Here is a 15,203-nt window from a genome sequence, read left to right on the forward strand (position 1 = left end):
CTAGGTCGCCTTCCAAAGCTGCTCGGCCATCATATCGAGCTCTGTGAAGTCATAGCCGCTGCCTAGCGGGTCCTTGCGGTTGAGCAGCAGCTTGCGCTTCTGACTGAGCAGGTAAGTGCGCAGCGCGCTTTGCAGCAATTGCAGGCGCATCAGCGCCTCAATGAAAGCGGCCTCAGGATCGTGAATGCGGGTCTCGGCCCAGCTTTGCTCAATCCGGCCAACGCGCTCCATCACCATCTCGTTGTAATGGCGATGCGGACCGCGATGCAGCGGCATGCCCGTGCGCACCGTTGCGTCTTCATTGGATGGCAGCAGCAGGCCGTTCGCGCGGAAATCGTCAAAGCCGATCGCCGTGCGGCTAACATCGGCGAACAGTTGGCCAAAACAGTCACGCCGCAGCAATTGCCGAGGTAGCAAATGGTGCCGCTGCAGACCCGCATCATATCCCGGCTCTCTGCGGCGATTGACCGATCGGAACGGGATGACCGCGCGTCGTTTCCCCAGCGCAGGCGCATGCGCTGGCCCGATATTGCCGTGCATGTTGCCCCCTCTAACCGCGTCCTATTCGCGCCAAACCCTCACAAATTTACCATTCTTCGATGGGCGCATGATCAAGCGGCTGCCGTCTGGCGCAACAATCCGCTCGCTCTCACTTAGCCCGCCGACCAAGATCAATTGATTGACCAACCGCACTCCCAATCTAGTAGCGGTAACTTTCCCATCGGCCAAAGGCGGTTCGATCCGCAATTCCTGCCCAATCCAATAGTCCAGCCCAACTGTTTGCAGCGCCCCGTCGATCGTCTCGCGAAAGGCCGTCAGGCCCAATGCCGGGAAAGACCCACCCTCAATCCATGCGGTCGAGACAGATTCGAAATACTGACGCCCAATAGCGCTCTTTGATGGAGACCAGACAACGGCCTCTACATCGTCAAAGTGGTGCGTCAGATCACGGGCAAGTCCCACCATGCCGCGCATGATCGGCAGCGAACGCTCCCCGCCTGACAGATGCTGTCCCACCACGATACGCATTGCCTCGAAGCGGAAACCATTCGGCGCTTGCTCCAGATCGAAGCGGTGCTCAATTTCAGGAAATTCAGATGCGGGGCCTGGCGCAATACCTTCCAGATCGAAGGTCAGTCCCTCGCGTAGCAGCTCCATCCAGGCATGTTCTTGTGCCTCAGGATTGGCAAGGCTGGCTGACTTATCGGACTGCACATGATCAGCATCCACCAATTGCAGCGGTGTCGCATCGCAAGGATCATGCGACAGCAGCACAGTGCTCTGCTCTGCGAAGAATTCCTTCATAGCGGCGCGATCCGGCCGCTTGCCCGTCGCAAACAGCAGGTACAGGCCCGGAGAGCCAGCTTGTCGGTCTTGATCGATTATCCCGGCCCCCTTCCTCATCCCGCCGCGAAATTTCAGATCGTTTGCAATACGATAGTGACTTGTTTCTCGTTCATCGTCGAGTCCCGTTTTGGATTTGCTTGGGGAAACCCATGCAGGCGATCAAAAAACTCCCAACCGCAAACCTTCGGACATTGCCTGGCCCAAAGCGCGCGATTGCTCCAGCGCTTCCGCTGGCACTTGTTTCACTGCAGCAATTTCTGGCGGGGTCTGCGCAGCGAAGTTGACGATCATCGGATCAGCTACTCTTTTGAGGCGCCAGCCAGTGACAATCCGGTCCAATTGCCTCTGCGCCCCTTCCCCGTCCGATCCAGCGGCAATGATGCTGGCATATGGCCTACCTTCTATACGTCCGAGCACATCGTAGTAATTTGCGTCAAACATCTCTTTCATCGCTCCGCTCATCGTCGCGAGATTTTCCGGACAGGCAAAGATGTAGCCGCCTGCTGAAAGCAAGTCCGCGCTCGTTACATCCTGCGCCCTTAAGAGCACACCGCCCTCGCCCGCCCCATCAGCCGCCGCTTTTGCCATGGCTTCGCTGGCCCCCGTGCGGCTGTGCCAGACGATGAGAAGCGAAGCGTTGTTTTCCATTCAACCATCACAAGCGAGCGGGCTGTCGATTGTCAATCAGCGGCGCTGTCACGCGGCGAAACAATGGGCTAAGCTTCACAGCATGGCATCTCCCACAATCTCTCACGTCTTAGGCGTCGCGTCTTCTCTGTCAGAGCGTGCCTGGCAATGGCGCGGCGGCAATATGGAGCTGGGCGCTGAGGCCAATACACTAACGAATGATATCCTCACCCAATTGTTGCTGACCCGGGGCGTCGCGCGCGAGGATGTGGCTCGCCACGCAAAACCCACCATGCGCGATTTTCTGCCGGATCCATCCGAGTTTAACGACATGGAGAGCGCAGCCTCGCGGATCGCCAAAGCTGTGCTTAGCGGCGAGCAAATCACAATTTACGGCGATTATGACGTCGATGGCGCGACCAGTTCTGCCTTGCTGGTTCAGCTGCTGCGCGATCTCGATGTGGAGGCCGGATATTACATTCCGGACCGCTTACTAGAGGGTTACGGCCCTAGCGGTGAAGCCTTAGTCAAGCTCGCGCGTTCGGGATCAAGCCTGATCGTTACCGTCGATTGCGGCGCGATGGCGTACGAAGCGCTGGGCATGGCCCGCGATGAAGGCGTGGATGTGATCGTCGTCGATCATCACAAATGCGGCGCCGAATTGCCGCCCACCACCGCTCTGGTGAACCCAAACAGGCTAGATGAAAACGACCTTGCCGCCGCGCATGGTCATTTGGCCGCTGTCGGGGTCGCCTTCCTGCTTGCGATTGCATTGGTTAGAAACCTGCGCAGCGAGGGTTATTTCAAAGACCGCAAAGAACCTGACCTCATGGCGCTGCTTGATCTGGTCGCGCTAGGCACTGTGGCCGATGTCGCCGCGCTGCACGGTCTCAACCGCGCTTTCGTTGCGCAGGGGCTGAAAATTCTCGCGCGCCGCGAGCGGATTGGCATGGCGGCGCTCATGGACGCGAGCCGTCTCAAACGCGCACCGCAAGCAAGCGACCTAGGCTTTGCCCTTGGCCCGCGGATCAATGCGGGCGGGCGGATTGGCGAATCGACGCTGGGCGTGAAGCTGCTGACGACGCGTGATCCAGAGGAAGCGCGCGCCATCGCGGAACAGCTAAGTCAGCTCAATGAAGAGCGCCGCGCTATTGAGGCCGAAGTCCAGGAAGAGGCCGAGCGGCAGCTTGAGGGGCAGCACAACCATGCGGTCCACGTGCTTTCCGGCGACGGCTGGCATCCGGGCGTGATTGGCATCGTTGCTGGGCGCATAAAGGAAAAGACCGGCCGCCCCGCCATCGTCATCGCCCGCGACGAAACCGAGGGCCAAGGCAAAGGCTCTGGCCGCTCCATCAGCGGCGTTGATCTGGGCGCGGCGATCATTGCCGCACGAGAGGAAGGCCTGCTGGTCGCGGGCGGCGGACATGCCATGGCGGCGGGTCTCACAATCGAGAATGACAAACTCGCCGCATTCGCAGAATTCGTCGACACTCGCCTCGCCAAGGATATTGAGCGCGCACGCCTCGGCCAGCGCATGCAGCTTGACCTGTCGGTTGCGCCCGGCGGATTGACGCCAGAGCTGGTAGAGACGCTAGAGGCGGCGGGTCCCTATGGGGTCGGCTGGCCTGCCCCGCGCTTGGCTGTCGGGCCAGTGCGCATCATAAAGGCCGATATTGTTGGCAAGGATCACCTGCGCCTGATTGCGGCAGGCGAAGATGGTAAGTCGTTTAAAGCCATCGCCTTTCGCGCGGCGGAAACCGAAATGGCGCAGACCCTAATTCACCGATCCAAGGGGCGCCGTTTCCATCTCGCCGGGCGCGCAAAGATCGACGATTGGGGGCCGCGCCCTGCGGCAGAATTGCACCTCGAAGACGCCGCCTTTGCCGATTGATTGCAAGAAACCGCCAAGAAACGCCAAAGTTCTTCGATTACAGGCTTGACCGCCAACCACTACCCCACTAGATGCGCGGCCTCGCACACAAGTGTGGCCCCTTCGTCTAGCGGTTAGGACGCGGCCCTTTCACGGCTGAAACACGGGTTCGATTCCCGTAGGGGTCACCACCTCCTTACAGAACCAAAGTTTTTAAACGCCGATTTTCGGCGCAAATGCTGCTGTGCCCTTCCCACGCTAGTCGCTTGGGGTTACAGGCGAAATTGCGATGGGCAGCCAACACTCAATCCCTCCGGTTAGCGCGCTTTTGGCGCTGGTGACGTTTGTCGCATTGCTGCTGCTCGGCGTAGACCTGATCGTTGCCTGCGCGGCTTTGCTTTTGTGGCTCGGGTCTTTGGTGCTCGCCACCTCAAGCGCGCCCGATCCGCCGAACACGAAGACTGAGGCGCCGATTACGCGGGATGCGATGCGCAATCTGATTGAGAACTCGTCAACGCCGCTTCTTGTTACAGAAGACAACACAATCGCCATCGCCAATCGCACCGCGCGCAAAATGCTGGGCCAGCATATTGTAGGGCAGGACGCGCGCATGGCCTTTCGCCAGCCAAAGGCGATCTCGCTGCTGTCAAAGGGGCGCAACGGACGCGCGGTCGTGCGCGGACTCGTGCAGCGGCGCGACATCTGGCAGATCAACCGTCAAGCGATCGACGAAAAACTTGCGGTGATCGAGCTCATCAACAAAACCGCCGAGGCGGACATTAGCCGGGCGCACACCGACTTTGTCGCCAATGCCAGTCACGAACTGCGTACGCCGCTGGCAGGCATCATTGGCTATGCCGAAACGCTCAGCGACGGCAAAGAGACGCTCGATTCGCCGATCCCACAAAAGTTTCTCGGCACTATCCAGCGCGAGGCCAATCGCATGCAGGCATTGGTATCCGATTTGATGTCGCTATCACGGATCGAGGCCGAAAAGCACGATAAGCCAAGCGAATTGCTCGAGCTTGCACCAATCGTGGCCCGCGCGGCGCGCGATGCAGCAGGCGCTGAACGTCTCGAACGGCTACAACTCGGCAAATTTGAGACGGTGCATATTCGCGGTGACATGCAGCAATTGGAGCAATTGGTTCGCAACCTCGTTGATAATGCGATGAAATATGGCGCAGAGGATGGACCAGTTGCCGTCGACCTTATTCGTTCTAAGGACATGCAGCAGGCCCGGCTGACTGTCACCAACACAGGTGAAGGCATTCCGCCCGAACATTTGCCGCACCTAACCCGCCGCTTTTACCGCACCGATCCAGGACGCAGCCGGGCCTCCGGCGGAACCGGATTGGGCCTCGCGATTGTAAAACATATTGTGGAGCGTCATCGCGGCAGGCTCGAAATTGAGAGCGAATTGGGTCAAGGCACTCAGGTGATCGTGCGAATCCCGCTCGAAACACAAGAAAATGATCAACCGCAGCAGGGCACAAAAGACAGCGATATCAAGGGGCGCTCAGCAAACCAGTCCGATCCCTCCAATTAGTTGTCACGAATTTGTCTTATTTCTTCAACATCGCGGGCGCAGGCACTCAAATTGATGCTGATCCTGTAGCGATTCTCAGGGGTAAACAGGGCTAACACATGTCGCCGATTACGCTTATCCTGATTGCTATTGGTCTCGGCCTTGCCGGATGGCTAGCAGGCCGTGCGAAGGCGTGGAGCTTCCAAAAGTCTGACGCCAATGTGCGCCTGGTGGCGCGCCCAACCTATCACGCTTGGTATGTTGCCGTTTGGGTTGTCCTGCCTGTGCTGGCATTCATTGCGCTGTGGTCGTTCCTAGCCCCGCAGCTGGTAATGCAGACCGTGCTGGCATCGCCTGGTGCGGAAGGCCTACCTTCCTTCGGTTTCCAACGCGATTCGATCCTGTCAGAGGCCCGCGCCGTTGCCACGGGCAGCGCGCAAGGCGTGTTCAATTCTGATGCGGAGGCTCTGATCGAGCCATTCCGCGAGGCGATCTCGCATTACAATCTGATCGGGCTGGTCGTCACAGTGATGATCGCCTTTGCCGGCGGCGCTTTTGCATTCCTGCGGGTGAAACCAGATTTCCGCGCCCGCACTCGGGTAGAGCGCACGGTGATGATCGTGCTGCTGCTCGCCTCACTGGTCGCGATCCTGACGACATTCGGCATTTTTGCGAGCCTCGTGTTCGAGACGGTGCGTTTCTTTGGCATGGTCTCGCCGGTCGACTTCCTGTTCGGCTCGTTCTGGGGCCCGGACCCGATGAGCAACCCTGAGGCGGCTGATGGGACGCGCTACGGCGCGATACCGCTGTTCTGGGGCACGATCTTTATAGGCGCGATCATCGCGATGATTGTCGCGATCCCGCTGGGCCTGATGAGCGCGATTTACCTGACCCAATATGCCAACCCCAAACTGCGCGCCTGGGTGAAGCCTGCGCTTGAGATTCTCGCCGGCGTCCCGACGGTCGTCTATGGTTATTTCGCTGCGCTCACAGTCGCCCCGGCTATCCGAGACATGGCCGTCGCAGTGGGTATTTCCGGTGCCTCTACAGAAAGTGCGCTGGCCGCTGGCGTCGTCATGGGCGTGATGATCATCCCGTTCGTTTCGTCCATGGCCGACGACTCGATAGCTGCCGTGCCCAGCGCCATGCGCGATGGCAGCCTCGCGATGGGAGCAACCCAATCAGAGACCATCCGCCGCGTTCTGTTTCCCGCCGCGCTGCCAGGTATTGTCGCGGGCGTGATGCTAGCCGTAAGCCGCGCGATTGGTGAGACAATGATTGTGGTGATGGCCGCCTCAACTGCAGCCAACTTGACGGTCAATCCGCTCGAGCGAATGACCACCGTTACCGTTCAAATCGTCAAGATGTTGACCGGCGAAGGCAGCTTCGATCACCCGGCCACGCTCAGCGCCTTCGCGCTAGGCTTTGTTCTATTCATGGTCACGCTGGCGCTCAACTTTATCGCTCTTCGCGTCGTCAAACGCTTCCGAGAGGCCTATGACTGATACCGCCAATCCAGAACTAGTGCATCCAACCCGCACACCGGAATTCGCCAAGCGGATTGAGCAGCGATACCGCTCCGAGCGGCGTTTTCGCGCGCTTGGGCTGGGTGCGATCGTATTCTCCGTTGCGGTGCTGATTTTCCTGCTCGGCAATATGCTGATGAATGGGATTGGTGGGTTTCAGCGTGCAGAGCTGGCCGTGCCGATTGACTTTGCCGAGGCAGGTCTGACGGGGGATGCGCAATCGCTCAGCTCACCTGGAGCGCTCCAGTCGCTCGAAACGCAGGGCCTGCGCGCCGTGGTTGAATTCTACGCTGAGCGCGAGCTTGGCGAAGCCGGTGCAGCGGAGATTAGCGATGAGGCCTGGCGCGATGTCGCCAGTGATCTGATCAGCAACCCTTCACTGATCCGCGGTTCTAACACGTTCAATCTGCCCGCATCATCCGACCTAGCATCGGGCTTATCGGGTGAAGGCTCTGCCGAAATGCAGGCGCTCGCACAGCAGCTGGTGAGCGACGGCAAGCTATCGAAGAATTGGGACGCCGGGTTCATGACCCGCAGCGATGCGACCAGCCCGCAGCAGGTGGGCATTTGGGGCGCGCTAAAGGGCTCAATCCTAACGATGACGATCACGCTGCTGCTGGCGTTTCCCATTGGCGTGCTCGCTGCCCTCTACCTAGAGGAATATGCGCCGAAGAACCGTTGGACCGACATTATCGAGGTTTCGATCAACAACCTCGCGGCCGTGCCATCGATCATCTTTGGCTTGCTCGGGCTAGCCGTGTTCCTGACCTTATTTCCGAACCTGAGATCTGCGCCGCTGATCGGCGGTATGACCTTGGCGCTGATGACCATGCCAGTAATCGTCATTTCGGGCCGCAATGCAATTAAGGCGGTGCCGCCGTCGATCCGTGACGGTGCGCTCGCTGTCGGTGCCTCGCCTGTTCAGGTAGTGTTCCATCACGTGCTGCCTCTGGCCCTACCGGGCATGCTAACCGGTACGATCATCGGCATGGCACGCGCGCTTGGCGAAACAGCGCCGCTGTTGATGATCGGGATGCGCGCCTTTGTGGCGACGCCGCCCGATGGCTTCACCTCTCCAGCGACCGTCTTGCCGGTGCAAATCTTCCTCTGGTCCGATGAAATCGACCGCGGCTTTGTCGAACGGACAAGTGCGGCTATCATCGTGCTTCTGCTGTTCCTCCTGTTGATGAACGGCCTCGCCATTTACCTCCGCAACAAATTCGAGAAGACCTGGTGACTGTCATTCACGAGAAATTGGTAGACACGAACGCAAAGATGCGCGCGCGTGATGTGTCGGTCTATTATGGCGAAAAGAAAGCCATTGATGAGGTGTCGATCGACATTTCACCGGACTATGTCACGGCCTTTATCGGGCCGTCTGGTTGCGGCAAATCGACCTTCTTGCGCTGCTTCAACCGCATGAATGATACGATTCCGGTTGCGCGCGTCACTGGCACAATTGAGCTGGAAGACGAAGACATTCATGGCAATGCGATGGACGTGGTTCAGCTGCGCGCGCGCGTCGGCATGGTATTCCAGAAACCAAATCCTTTTCCAAAGTCGATTTACGAAAACATCGCTTACGGCCCGAAAATTCACGGGCTGGCGGAAAAGAAACCAGACATTGACGAAGTGGTCGAAAAGTCCCTCACCCGCGCTGGTTTGTGGGACGAGGTAAAGGACCGGCTCGACGAATCGGGCACAGCCCTTTCCGGCGGTCAGCAGCAGCGCCTGTGCATCGCGCGCGCCATTGCGGTTGATCCAGAGGTCATCCTGATGGACGAGCCGTGCTCTGCGCTCGACCCGATCGCGACGGCCAAAATCGAAGAATTGATCGACGAACTATCCGGTCGCTATGCGATCGTGATCGTCACCCACTCCATGCAGCAGGCCGCGCGCGTTTCTCAGCGCACCGCCTTTTTCCACCTGGGCAAAATGGTCGAATACGGGCCGACTTCCGATATTTTCACCAACCCAATAGAAAAGCGCACCCAAGACTACATCACGGGACGGTACGGTTAAATGGCAGAACATACAGTCAAAGCCTTTGACGAGGACATCACCCGGCTTCGCGGTCTGATCGCCGAGATGGGCGGTCTTGCGGAAGTTGCCATTCAGGGCGCGCTCGATGCTCTGGTGCGCGGCAACCAAGAGCTCGCCAAGAAAGTCGTCAAGAACGACAAGAAGATCGACGCGCTAGAAGCCGAAGTCGACAAGCTCTCGGTGCGGATCATTGCCCTGCGCGCACCGATGGCGGATGATTTGCGCGAAGTGATCGCGGCACTGAAAATCGCCGGCGTGGTGGAACGCATTGGCGACTATTCGAAAAACATCGCCAAGCGCGTGGGCGAGATTGACGGCAAAGACCGGTTCGAACCGCTTACCCTGTTGCCTGCCATGGGCGAAGTGGCGAGCGAAATGGTACACGATGTGCTAACGGCTTACGCGGCGCGCGACCCAGATCTGGCCCGCGAAGTGATCGCGACTGACGCTAAGGTCGATGCCTTTTACAACAGCATTTTCCGCAACCTAGTGAGTCACATGGTGGAGAACCCTGCGACCATTTCAAGCGCAGCCCAGCTGCTGTTTGTGGCCCGCAATCTGGAGAGGATCGGGGATCACGCGACCAATGTTGCTGAGATGGTGCATTACGCCGCGACCGGCGAATATCCGCCGGACGACGACCAGTAGGCGCAAGCTGACATTACTTTCACAAATGACGCGAAGTTGTAGTGAAAGTGACAGATAAAACGCTCTATCGCATCCTTGGGAACGGGAGGGTTCTCAGACATGTCCGCTACCAAACTGCTATTGGTCGAAGACGATCCGGCTCTGTCGGAGCTGCTCGAGTATCGTTTTCAGAACGAAGGCTATGACGTCCGCTCAACCAGCGATGGCGACGAAGCATTAATGCTGGCGAGCGAGGATGTTCCTGATCTCGTGATCCTCGACTGGATGATTGAGGGCACCAGTGGGATTGAGGTTTGCCGCAGGCTGCGCCGCGACAAGCAGACCGCGCATGTCCCAATCATCATGCTGACCGCCCGAGAGGCTGAGGACGACCGCGTTCGCGGCCTCGATACAGGCGCAGACGATTATTTGACCAAGCCGTTCAGCCCGCGTGAATTGCTCGCCCGGGTGGCCGCAGTAATGCGCCGCATTCGCCCTGCCTTGGCCGGCGAGACTGTCGAGGTCGGCGATATCCTGCTCGATCCGGTGGCGCATAAGGTGATGCGCGGCGGCAAGTCGCTGCAACTTGGCCCAACCGAATACCGCTTGCTAAAGTTCTTTATGGAAAGTCCAGGCCGCGTGTTCAGCCGCGGCCAATTGCTCGACGGTGTCTGGGGTACGGGCTCAGATATCGAGCTGCGCACGGTCGATGTGCACATTCGCCGATTGCGCAAAGCCATCGAGGTCGAGGGCGCGAAAGATCCGATTCGCACAGTCCGCTCCGCCGGCTATGCGATGGAAGCGGTTTAGCGGCACACGCCCGACCAGCGCGAGGCTTGGTCAAAATGGAAATGGTCTGCATGGGCAGCGTTGTAATCTGGCGATAGAACGGTCGCGAAAACCCCGCATGCGCCATCGCGGACCTCGCGCAGAAAACGCGCTTCATCGCTATCTTCTGGCCAATCGCGAAGGACGCTGATTGTTCGGCCATCCGTCAGAGTAAATCCCGCAATATCAATCGCATTGGCGGTTGCATGTTCGCTCCAGGCGTTTGAACTGCCGCCGCGCATCCGCCGGCAATTGAATGCTCCCAAATGCTCGATTGCGGCAATCTCGCTGCCTAAAATCTCGAGCGCAGCGGGCTCTACACTGCGCGCGCGCCACATCTCCAAACCGGTGGCCACGGGGCAAGTGACTGCCGGCGTATCGGGAGCAAGCGGAAAAGCGCTCAGCTGTGTGCGATCGGGGCGGGCACAAGCACCCTCACCCGTCGCCGCCAGCGCATCAAAGGCGACCGCACTCCGCTCCAGCACGGCGCGGCATTGCGGCACATCGTCTTTCAGCGCCGCCAGCTTACCCGCCGTTGCCCAGCCAATCGGATGACGCAGGTCAAGCGGTGCGGCGGGATCATGCTCTGGATGCGCCTTCAACCAGCTCCATCCTGCGAACAACACGGTCGCGATGATCGCGAATAGAATGAAACGCCGTTCTTTGCGAAATTGCCCGATCCGGCGACTGATTTTGGTTGGTTTGCGCTTATGAGGCATATCAAGGCCTTAGTAGAAGTCGCGCGACTTCGGCAATATCCGATGGTTACGCGGATGGCCCGTGACGTTTGGAGTTTACCCAAGCGGCCTAAGAAAGCGCATTCAGGCGAGCTTGGACCTTAGCCAGGTCTGCGGCAAACAAAGCTGCTTGCTCTGCGTGCGCTTCGCCATCCAAGCGCAGCAAATAGGCTGGATGCGCGGTGACCCACAGCTCCGCCTTGTCCTCGAGCATGATGGGAGCTCCGCGCGCAGCTTTCAGGCTCACCGTCTTGCCCAGCAATCCGCGCGCCGCCGATGCGCCCAGGGCCAGTATGATGCTCGGTTTAATGATTGCCCGTTCGCTCTCCAACCACCAGCGGCAGGTGTCGATCTCTTTGGCTGTCGGGGTCTGATGAATGCGCCGCTTACCCCGCTGGATGAACTTGAAATGCTTCACGGCATTGGTGACATAGGCTGCGCTGCGATCAATACCGGCTTGCGCCAAAGCTGCATCCAGCAATTGGCCCGCTGGCCCCACAAACGGTCTGCCCGCCAGATCCTCCTGATCACCCGGTTGTTCGCCAACGATCATCAACGGCGCGCTCTGTGCGCCCTCGCCCATAACCGCGTGCGTGCCGCAATCGGCGATCGGGCAATCGCGGCAATTGCCGGCCGCTTCAGCCAGCTCAGCCAAGCTATCCGGGCGTTCGCGCGCCTCGCGCGTTCCGGCTGACACCATTCTCGCCTCGCGCGCCTGCGCCCCGGCGATCAGATCGGGAATGAGCGAGGCCTCTGGCATGTTCTTCCAGTATTTCTTCGGCATTTCGGACAGCATCGCGCCGACTTTCAGCCGCGCCGGATTGAAGATCGATGCGTAATACGACTTCCACAGCTCCTCCACCGGATCGCCATCCGGCGCATCGCTGCGCTGCGCGGGGCCGCTTTCCCGCATAGTCTCACCATCCCAGTGGAGGCACCCGCGCGGGGTCAGGATCGACCAGTTCATGTTGGCAAAGCGCCGCATGAAAAAGCCCGCATTGGCGCGCACGATATGATGATCAGGCTCAAACCAGGCCACATAGTGCTCGCCGCCCGAACCATCCTCAACCTGTCGAAACCGGACGAAGGCGTGCATTTTATGACTGTCACGGCGCACCGACTTATCGAGCTCCTCCACCCGGCGCACATCAAGGTCGGTCTTGTCTTCCATCATGCGCGGATTGCTCTGGAGCCGCCACAGCAGCCGGTAAAGCAGCGCAAAGCGTTCTGGATCGGAATGCAGCGCCGCATTGCGCGCCAGGCTGAGGAACCGCTTGCTCGCCCGCGCAGGCCGGGAATCTCGATCTGGCACGGGCAAACGTTTCGCCAGACCGGACGCGCCGCTTTGCGCAAACAGATCGCCCGTCCCGCCCGGCTCAATCCAAGACACTCTGTCTGGCGGCACTTCGCATTGGACCAGAGCGCGCGCCTGATCCCGCCAAAACGCAAAATCATCAGGCGCTGGCAATTGCACAGCATAATGCGCGCCTATGGAAGACGCCCGTGTTGAGAGAGCTTGCCTGCTCATGATGCAAACAGCTCCAGCTGTTCCTGCTTAGGCGCGAGAAGGCTGCGCAAATCGGCCCGGTCCGTCAGCGTCGTCGGACGCCAATCAAGCGCGGTGATAAAGGGGCGCACCTTGGCGATCGATTGGGTCAGCCGCGCCACGTCATCAAGCCGCAGGGTCCGGTGCCGCCGCGCAGCAATGATGCGCCGCACCGCTGTCGGCCCCAGCCCTGGCACGCGCAGCAGCATCTCCTTGCCCGCGCAGTTCACATCCACCGGGAATATCCCGCGAAATTTGAGCGCCCAGGCAAGCTTAGGATCAATATCGAGCGGCAGATTGCCATCCGCATCCGTCGCCTCGCACACCTCGCCCGGCGCATAGCCATAAAACCGCATCAGCCAATCAGATTGATACAGCCGGTGCTCACGCAGCAAGGGCGGGCGTTGCAACGGCAAAACCGCGCTCGCATCGGGAATGGGCGAAAAGGCGCTGTAATAGACCCGGCGCAGACCAAAGGAATCGTAAAGCCGGCTCGCTTTGCCAACGATATCCGCATCAGACGCCCGGTCCGCACCGACGATCATCTGGGTCGATTGCCCTGCCGGGGCAAAGCGCGGTGCGTGGCGAAAGCGTTTGCGCGCATCCTTTGCCTCGATGATGTCGTCCTTCGTCTTCGCAATCGCCCCTTCGATCTGCCGCTCGTCTTTGTCGGGCGCGAGGCGGGTCAGACCACTGGTCGTTGGCAGTTCGACATTGATGGAGACCCGGTCAGCATACAGCCCCGCCTGGCGCACCAGCTCCGGATCCGCCTCTGGAATGGTCTTTAAGTGGATGTAGCCACGAAAATCATATTCCTCGCGCAGAATGCGGGCGGCCTCAACCATCTGCTCCATCGTGAAATTGGAGCTTTTGATAATGCCCGATGAGAGGAACAGCCCCTCAATATAATTGCGCCGGTAAAAATTGAGCGTGAGGTCCGCGACTTCTTGCGGGGTGAAGCGCGCACGCCGCACATTCGAGCTCTTACGATTGATGCAGTAGTGGCAATCGAAAATGCAATGATTGGTCAGCAATATTTTGAGCAAGGAAATGCACCGGCCGTCTGGCGCATAAGCGTGGCAAATGCCCATTCCCTCGGTCGATCCGATCCCTTTGCCGCCCAGCGAGTTCTTTTTCGCCGTCCCCGAAGACGCGCAAGAGGCATCATATTTCGCCGCATCAGCGAGAATCTCGAGCTTTTCTAAGAGCGATTTTTGAGCCATCGGAACATCCCTTTTGTTCCTTATATGTTCTAATTGAGCTCAGTAACAGTGCGGAATTTGCAACCGCAATTCGAACACGTAGCGATGTGTCACTGAGGTTCGATATCCACCGCACATCAAAGAAATCAGACAAAAGCGCTCCGATTCGGGAACCTCCTCAGCCGCAGTGAGTATTTTGCACAAGTCCGGGCCCCTCTGGCGAGCAATCGTGCTCGTGATGTCGGACGGTAACATGCGGCCACGACCGCACATCTATGACGGGGGCGCCACGGTCCCCCGCAAGGGAGTATGAAATGAAGAAGTTTGTTTGTGTTTCTGTACTCGGAGCAAGCGCTCTGACTCTGGCAGCTTGCGGTGAAACGGCAACTGCGACTGATTCAGGCGAAGGTTCCAACAGCAACCCAATCACTGCAGCAGAAGTAGAAGCCGCTCAGCAAGCATGGGGCGAAGGCATCGTCGCCATCGGCGCGACCTTCACCGAAGAAGGCGATTTCCGCGCACGCGCTGAAGAGCACATCAACACCCACTATGCTTACGCCGATGACGCAACGATCCTGTTCAAGCCAACTTTGGCCGCTGAAGATCAGTTCCGCGAAACCTTTGACGAAGCCCTGAGCTATTTCGTAGGCACCGAAGGCACTGAAGATGGCGGTTTCGCGATCGCTCCTTACACCGCAGTGCGCTGGGAAAATAACGGCACAGTGATCGACGAAGATGGCGACATGGCGGTTGCCATGGGCAATTACTTCTTCACCGGCACCGATGGAAACGAGACCAAGGTCGAGTATTCATTCGCCTATGAAAAAGACGAGAATGGCGAGCTGAAGATCGTTCTTCACCACAGCTCACTGCCTTTCAATCCGAGCTAATCGTTCAAGATTGACACGCTGAATGGGGTCGGTGCCTGGCGGCATCGGCCCTTTTTGCGTTTAGCGATGCTGAAATTGGAAGCGCGCGCTTACTTTTTGCTTGGATCGAAATCGCTAAGGCTTACGCCGTTCTGCTTGCACAGGTGATCAATGATCGCTGCATGCATCTGGCCTTCAAAGGCAACACCCGCGAACTCGCCTTCAACCCAAGCGATCGTTCCCATTGGCGCGTTGATACCATCAACCTTCATCACCACTCGGTCGCCGATGCTAGCAAAGCCAGACTTAGCTTTGATCTTGCAGCCACCTTCGGAGATATCGATCAAATCAACAAACACCACGCGCGAACGAACGCGGCTTTTGACCATCAGGCTAAGCGGCTTTCTGTCGGCCGTGCGAGGGATGCTGTGCATGTTCATGCTGCTGACGTAG

The 15,203-nt window shown here is 58.8% G+C and carries 15 protein-coding genes and 1 tRNA gene; 9 read left to right on the forward strand and 7 right to left on the reverse strand.

Going from position 1 to position 15,203, the window contains the following annotated elements:
* From AC0V6V_RS03085 to AC0V6V_RS03095, 3 genes are all read right to left on the reverse strand, one after another.
* Nucleotides 1–540, reverse strand: coding sequence for an AHH domain-containing protein (locus AC0V6V_RS03085; protein ID WP_486163997.1), 540 nt, complete (start codon nucleotides 538–540; stop codon nucleotides 1–3).
* A gap of 21 nt (nucleotides 541–561) precedes the next feature.
* Nucleotides 562–1,404, reverse strand: coding sequence for a hypothetical protein (locus AC0V6V_RS03090; RefSeq protein ID WP_486163998.1), 843 nt, complete (start codon nucleotides 1,402–1,404; stop codon nucleotides 562–564).
* Nucleotides 1,405–1,506: 102 nt separating this feature from the next.
* Complete coding sequence (locus tag AC0V6V_RS03095; RefSeq protein WP_486163999.1) at nucleotides 1,507–1,995, reverse strand: flavodoxin family protein; 489 nt, start codon at nucleotides 1,993–1,995, stop codon at nucleotides 1,507–1,509.
* 82 nt (nucleotides 1,996–2,077) lie between these two features.
* On the opposite strand from AC0V6V_RS03095, the gene recJ reads away from it, so the two are divergent.
* The 8 genes from recJ to phoB all read left to right on the forward strand — a co-directional run bounded on the left by recJ (nucleotide 2,078) and on the right by phoB (nucleotide 10,378).
* The gene (gene recJ, locus AC0V6V_RS03100) at nucleotides 2,078–3,865 is read left to right on the forward strand and encodes a single-stranded-DNA-specific exonuclease RecJ (protein ID WP_486164000.1); all 1,788 of its coding nucleotides are present in this window, start codon (nucleotides 2,078–2,080) and stop codon (nucleotides 3,863–3,865) included.
* A 95-nt stretch (nucleotides 3,866–3,960) separates the two neighbouring features.
* Nucleotides 3,961–4,035, forward strand: a tRNA-Glu gene (locus AC0V6V_RS03105).
* Between the two features lie 98 nt (nucleotides 4,036–4,133).
* Nucleotides 4,134–5,393, forward strand: coding sequence for an ATP-binding protein (locus AC0V6V_RS03110; protein ID WP_486164001.1), 1,260 nt, complete (start codon nucleotides 4,134–4,136; stop codon nucleotides 5,391–5,393).
* 98 nt (nucleotides 5,394–5,491) lie between these two features.
* Nucleotides 5,492–6,877 (forward strand): phosphate ABC transporter permease subunit PstC, encoded by a 1,386-nt coding sequence (gene pstC / locus AC0V6V_RS03115; protein WP_486164002.1) that lies wholly within the window; start codon nucleotides 5,492–5,494, stop codon nucleotides 6,875–6,877.
* Nucleotides 6,870–8,135: a phosphate ABC transporter permease PstA gene (gene pstA / locus AC0V6V_RS03120; RefSeq protein WP_486164003.1), complete on the forward strand. Its 1,266-nt coding sequence runs from the start codon at nucleotides 6,870–6,872 to the stop codon at nucleotides 8,133–8,135. Before pstC ends, pstA begins: the two co-directional genes overlap by 8 nt.
* 38 nt (nucleotides 8,136–8,173) lie before the next feature.
* Nucleotides 8,174–8,920 carry a phosphate ABC transporter ATP-binding protein PstB gene (gene pstB / locus AC0V6V_RS03125; protein ID WP_472640893.1) on the forward strand — a complete coding sequence of 249 codons (747 nt, stop codon included), beginning with the start codon at nucleotides 8,174–8,176 and terminating at the stop codon, nucleotides 8,918–8,920.
* A complete protein-coding gene (phoU, locus tag AC0V6V_RS03130) occupies nucleotides 8,921–9,589 on the forward strand; it encodes a phosphate signaling complex protein PhoU (protein WP_486164004.1) in 669 nt (222 codons plus the stop codon).
* Nucleotides 9,590–9,688: 99 nt separating this feature from the next.
* Nucleotides 9,689–10,378, forward strand: a complete 690-nt coding sequence (phoB, locus tag AC0V6V_RS03135) for a phosphate regulon transcriptional regulator PhoB (protein WP_486138823.1) — start codon at nucleotides 9,689–9,691, stop codon at nucleotides 10,376–10,378.
* Here the strand turns inward: phoB and AC0V6V_RS03140 are convergent.
* From AC0V6V_RS03140 to AC0V6V_RS03150, 3 genes are all read right to left on the reverse strand, one after another.
* Entirely contained in the window at nucleotides 10,375–11,115 is a 741-nt protein-coding gene (locus AC0V6V_RS03140; protein ID WP_486164005.1) for an extensin-like domain-containing protein, read from the reverse strand. The genes phoB and AC0V6V_RS03140 overlap by 4 nt on opposite strands.
* An 88-nt stretch (nucleotides 11,116–11,203) precedes the next feature.
* Nucleotides 11,204–12,661, reverse strand: coding sequence for a UdgX family uracil-DNA binding protein (locus AC0V6V_RS03145; protein ID WP_486164006.1), 1,458 nt, complete (start codon nucleotides 12,659–12,661; stop codon nucleotides 11,204–11,206).
* Entirely contained in the window at nucleotides 12,658–13,902 is a 1,245-nt protein-coding gene (locus AC0V6V_RS03150) for a putative DNA modification/repair radical SAM protein (RefSeq protein WP_486164007.1), read from the reverse strand. The genes AC0V6V_RS03145 and AC0V6V_RS03150 overlap by 4 nt, the downstream gene beginning before the upstream one ends.
* A gap of 293 nt (nucleotides 13,903–14,195) precedes the next feature.
* Here AC0V6V_RS03150 and AC0V6V_RS03155 point away from each other — a divergent pair, with 293 nt between their 5' ends.
* Nucleotides 14,196–14,771 carry a phosphoribosyl-AMP cyclohydrolase gene (locus AC0V6V_RS03155; RefSeq protein ID WP_486164008.1) on the forward strand — a complete coding sequence of 192 codons (576 nt, stop codon included), beginning with the start codon at nucleotides 14,196–14,198 and terminating at the stop codon, nucleotides 14,769–14,771.
* A gap of 89 nt (nucleotides 14,772–14,860) precedes the next feature.
* Here the strand turns inward: AC0V6V_RS03155 and AC0V6V_RS03160 are convergent, their stop codons facing one another.
* Complete coding sequence (locus tag AC0V6V_RS03160) at nucleotides 14,861–15,184, reverse strand: PilZ domain-containing protein (protein WP_486164009.1); 324 nt, start codon at nucleotides 15,182–15,184, stop codon at nucleotides 14,861–14,863.
* Between the last annotated feature and the right edge of the window lie 19 nt (nucleotides 15,185–15,203).

The sequence above is a fragment of the Erythrobacter sp. S249 genome (genome assembly GCF_057364975.1).

Bases quoted from the DNA above. Each gene is read 5' to 3' on its own strand.
- AC0V6V_RS03085 (WP_486163997.1), bottom strand. From the start codon at position 540: ATGCACGGCAATATCGGGCCAGCGCATGCGCCTGCGCTGGGGAAACGA.
- AC0V6V_RS03090 (WP_486163998.1), bottom strand. From the start codon at position 1,404: ATGAGGAAGGGGGCCGGGATAATCGATCAAGACCGACAAGCTGGCTCT.
- AC0V6V_RS03095 (WP_486163999.1), bottom strand. From the start codon at position 1,995: ATGGAAAACAACGCTTCGCTTCTCATCGTCTGGCACAGCCGCACGGGG.
- recJ (WP_486164000.1), top strand. From the start codon at position 2,078: ATGGCATCTCCCACAATCTCTCACGTCTTAGGCGTCGCGTCTTCTCTG.
- AC0V6V_RS03110 (WP_486164001.1), top strand. From the start codon at position 4,134: ATGGGCAGCCAACACTCAATCCCTCCGGTTAGCGCGCTTTTGGCGCTG.
- pstC (WP_486164002.1), top strand. From the start codon at position 5,492: ATGTCGCCGATTACGCTTATCCTGATTGCTATTGGTCTCGGCCTTGCC.
- pstA (WP_486164003.1), top strand. From the start codon at position 6,870: ATGACTGATACCGCCAATCCAGAACTAGTGCATCCAACCCGCACACCG.
- pstB (WP_472640893.1), top strand. From the start codon at position 8,174: ATGCGCGCGCGTGATGTGTCGGTCTATTATGGCGAAAAGAAAGCCATT.
- phoU (WP_486164004.1), top strand. From the start codon at position 8,921: ATGGCAGAACATACAGTCAAAGCCTTTGACGAGGACATCACCCGGCTT.
- phoB (WP_486138823.1), top strand. From the start codon at position 9,689: ATGTCCGCTACCAAACTGCTATTGGTCGAAGACGATCCGGCTCTGTCG.
- AC0V6V_RS03140 (WP_486164005.1), bottom strand. From the start codon at position 11,115: ATGCCTCATAAGCGCAAACCAACCAAAATCAGTCGCCGGATCGGGCAA.
- AC0V6V_RS03145 (WP_486164006.1), bottom strand. From the start codon at position 12,661: ATGAGCAGGCAAGCTCTCTCAACACGGGCGTCTTCCATAGGCGCGCAT.
- AC0V6V_RS03150 (WP_486164007.1), bottom strand. From the start codon at position 13,902: ATGGCTCAAAAATCGCTCTTAGAAAAGCTCGAGATTCTCGCTGATGCG.
- AC0V6V_RS03155 (WP_486164008.1), top strand. From the start codon at position 14,196: ATGAAGAAGTTTGTTTGTGTTTCTGTACTCGGAGCAAGCGCTCTGACT.
- AC0V6V_RS03160 (WP_486164009.1), bottom strand. From the start codon at position 15,184: ATGCACAGCATCCCTCGCACGGCCGACAGAAAGCCGCTTAGCCTGATG.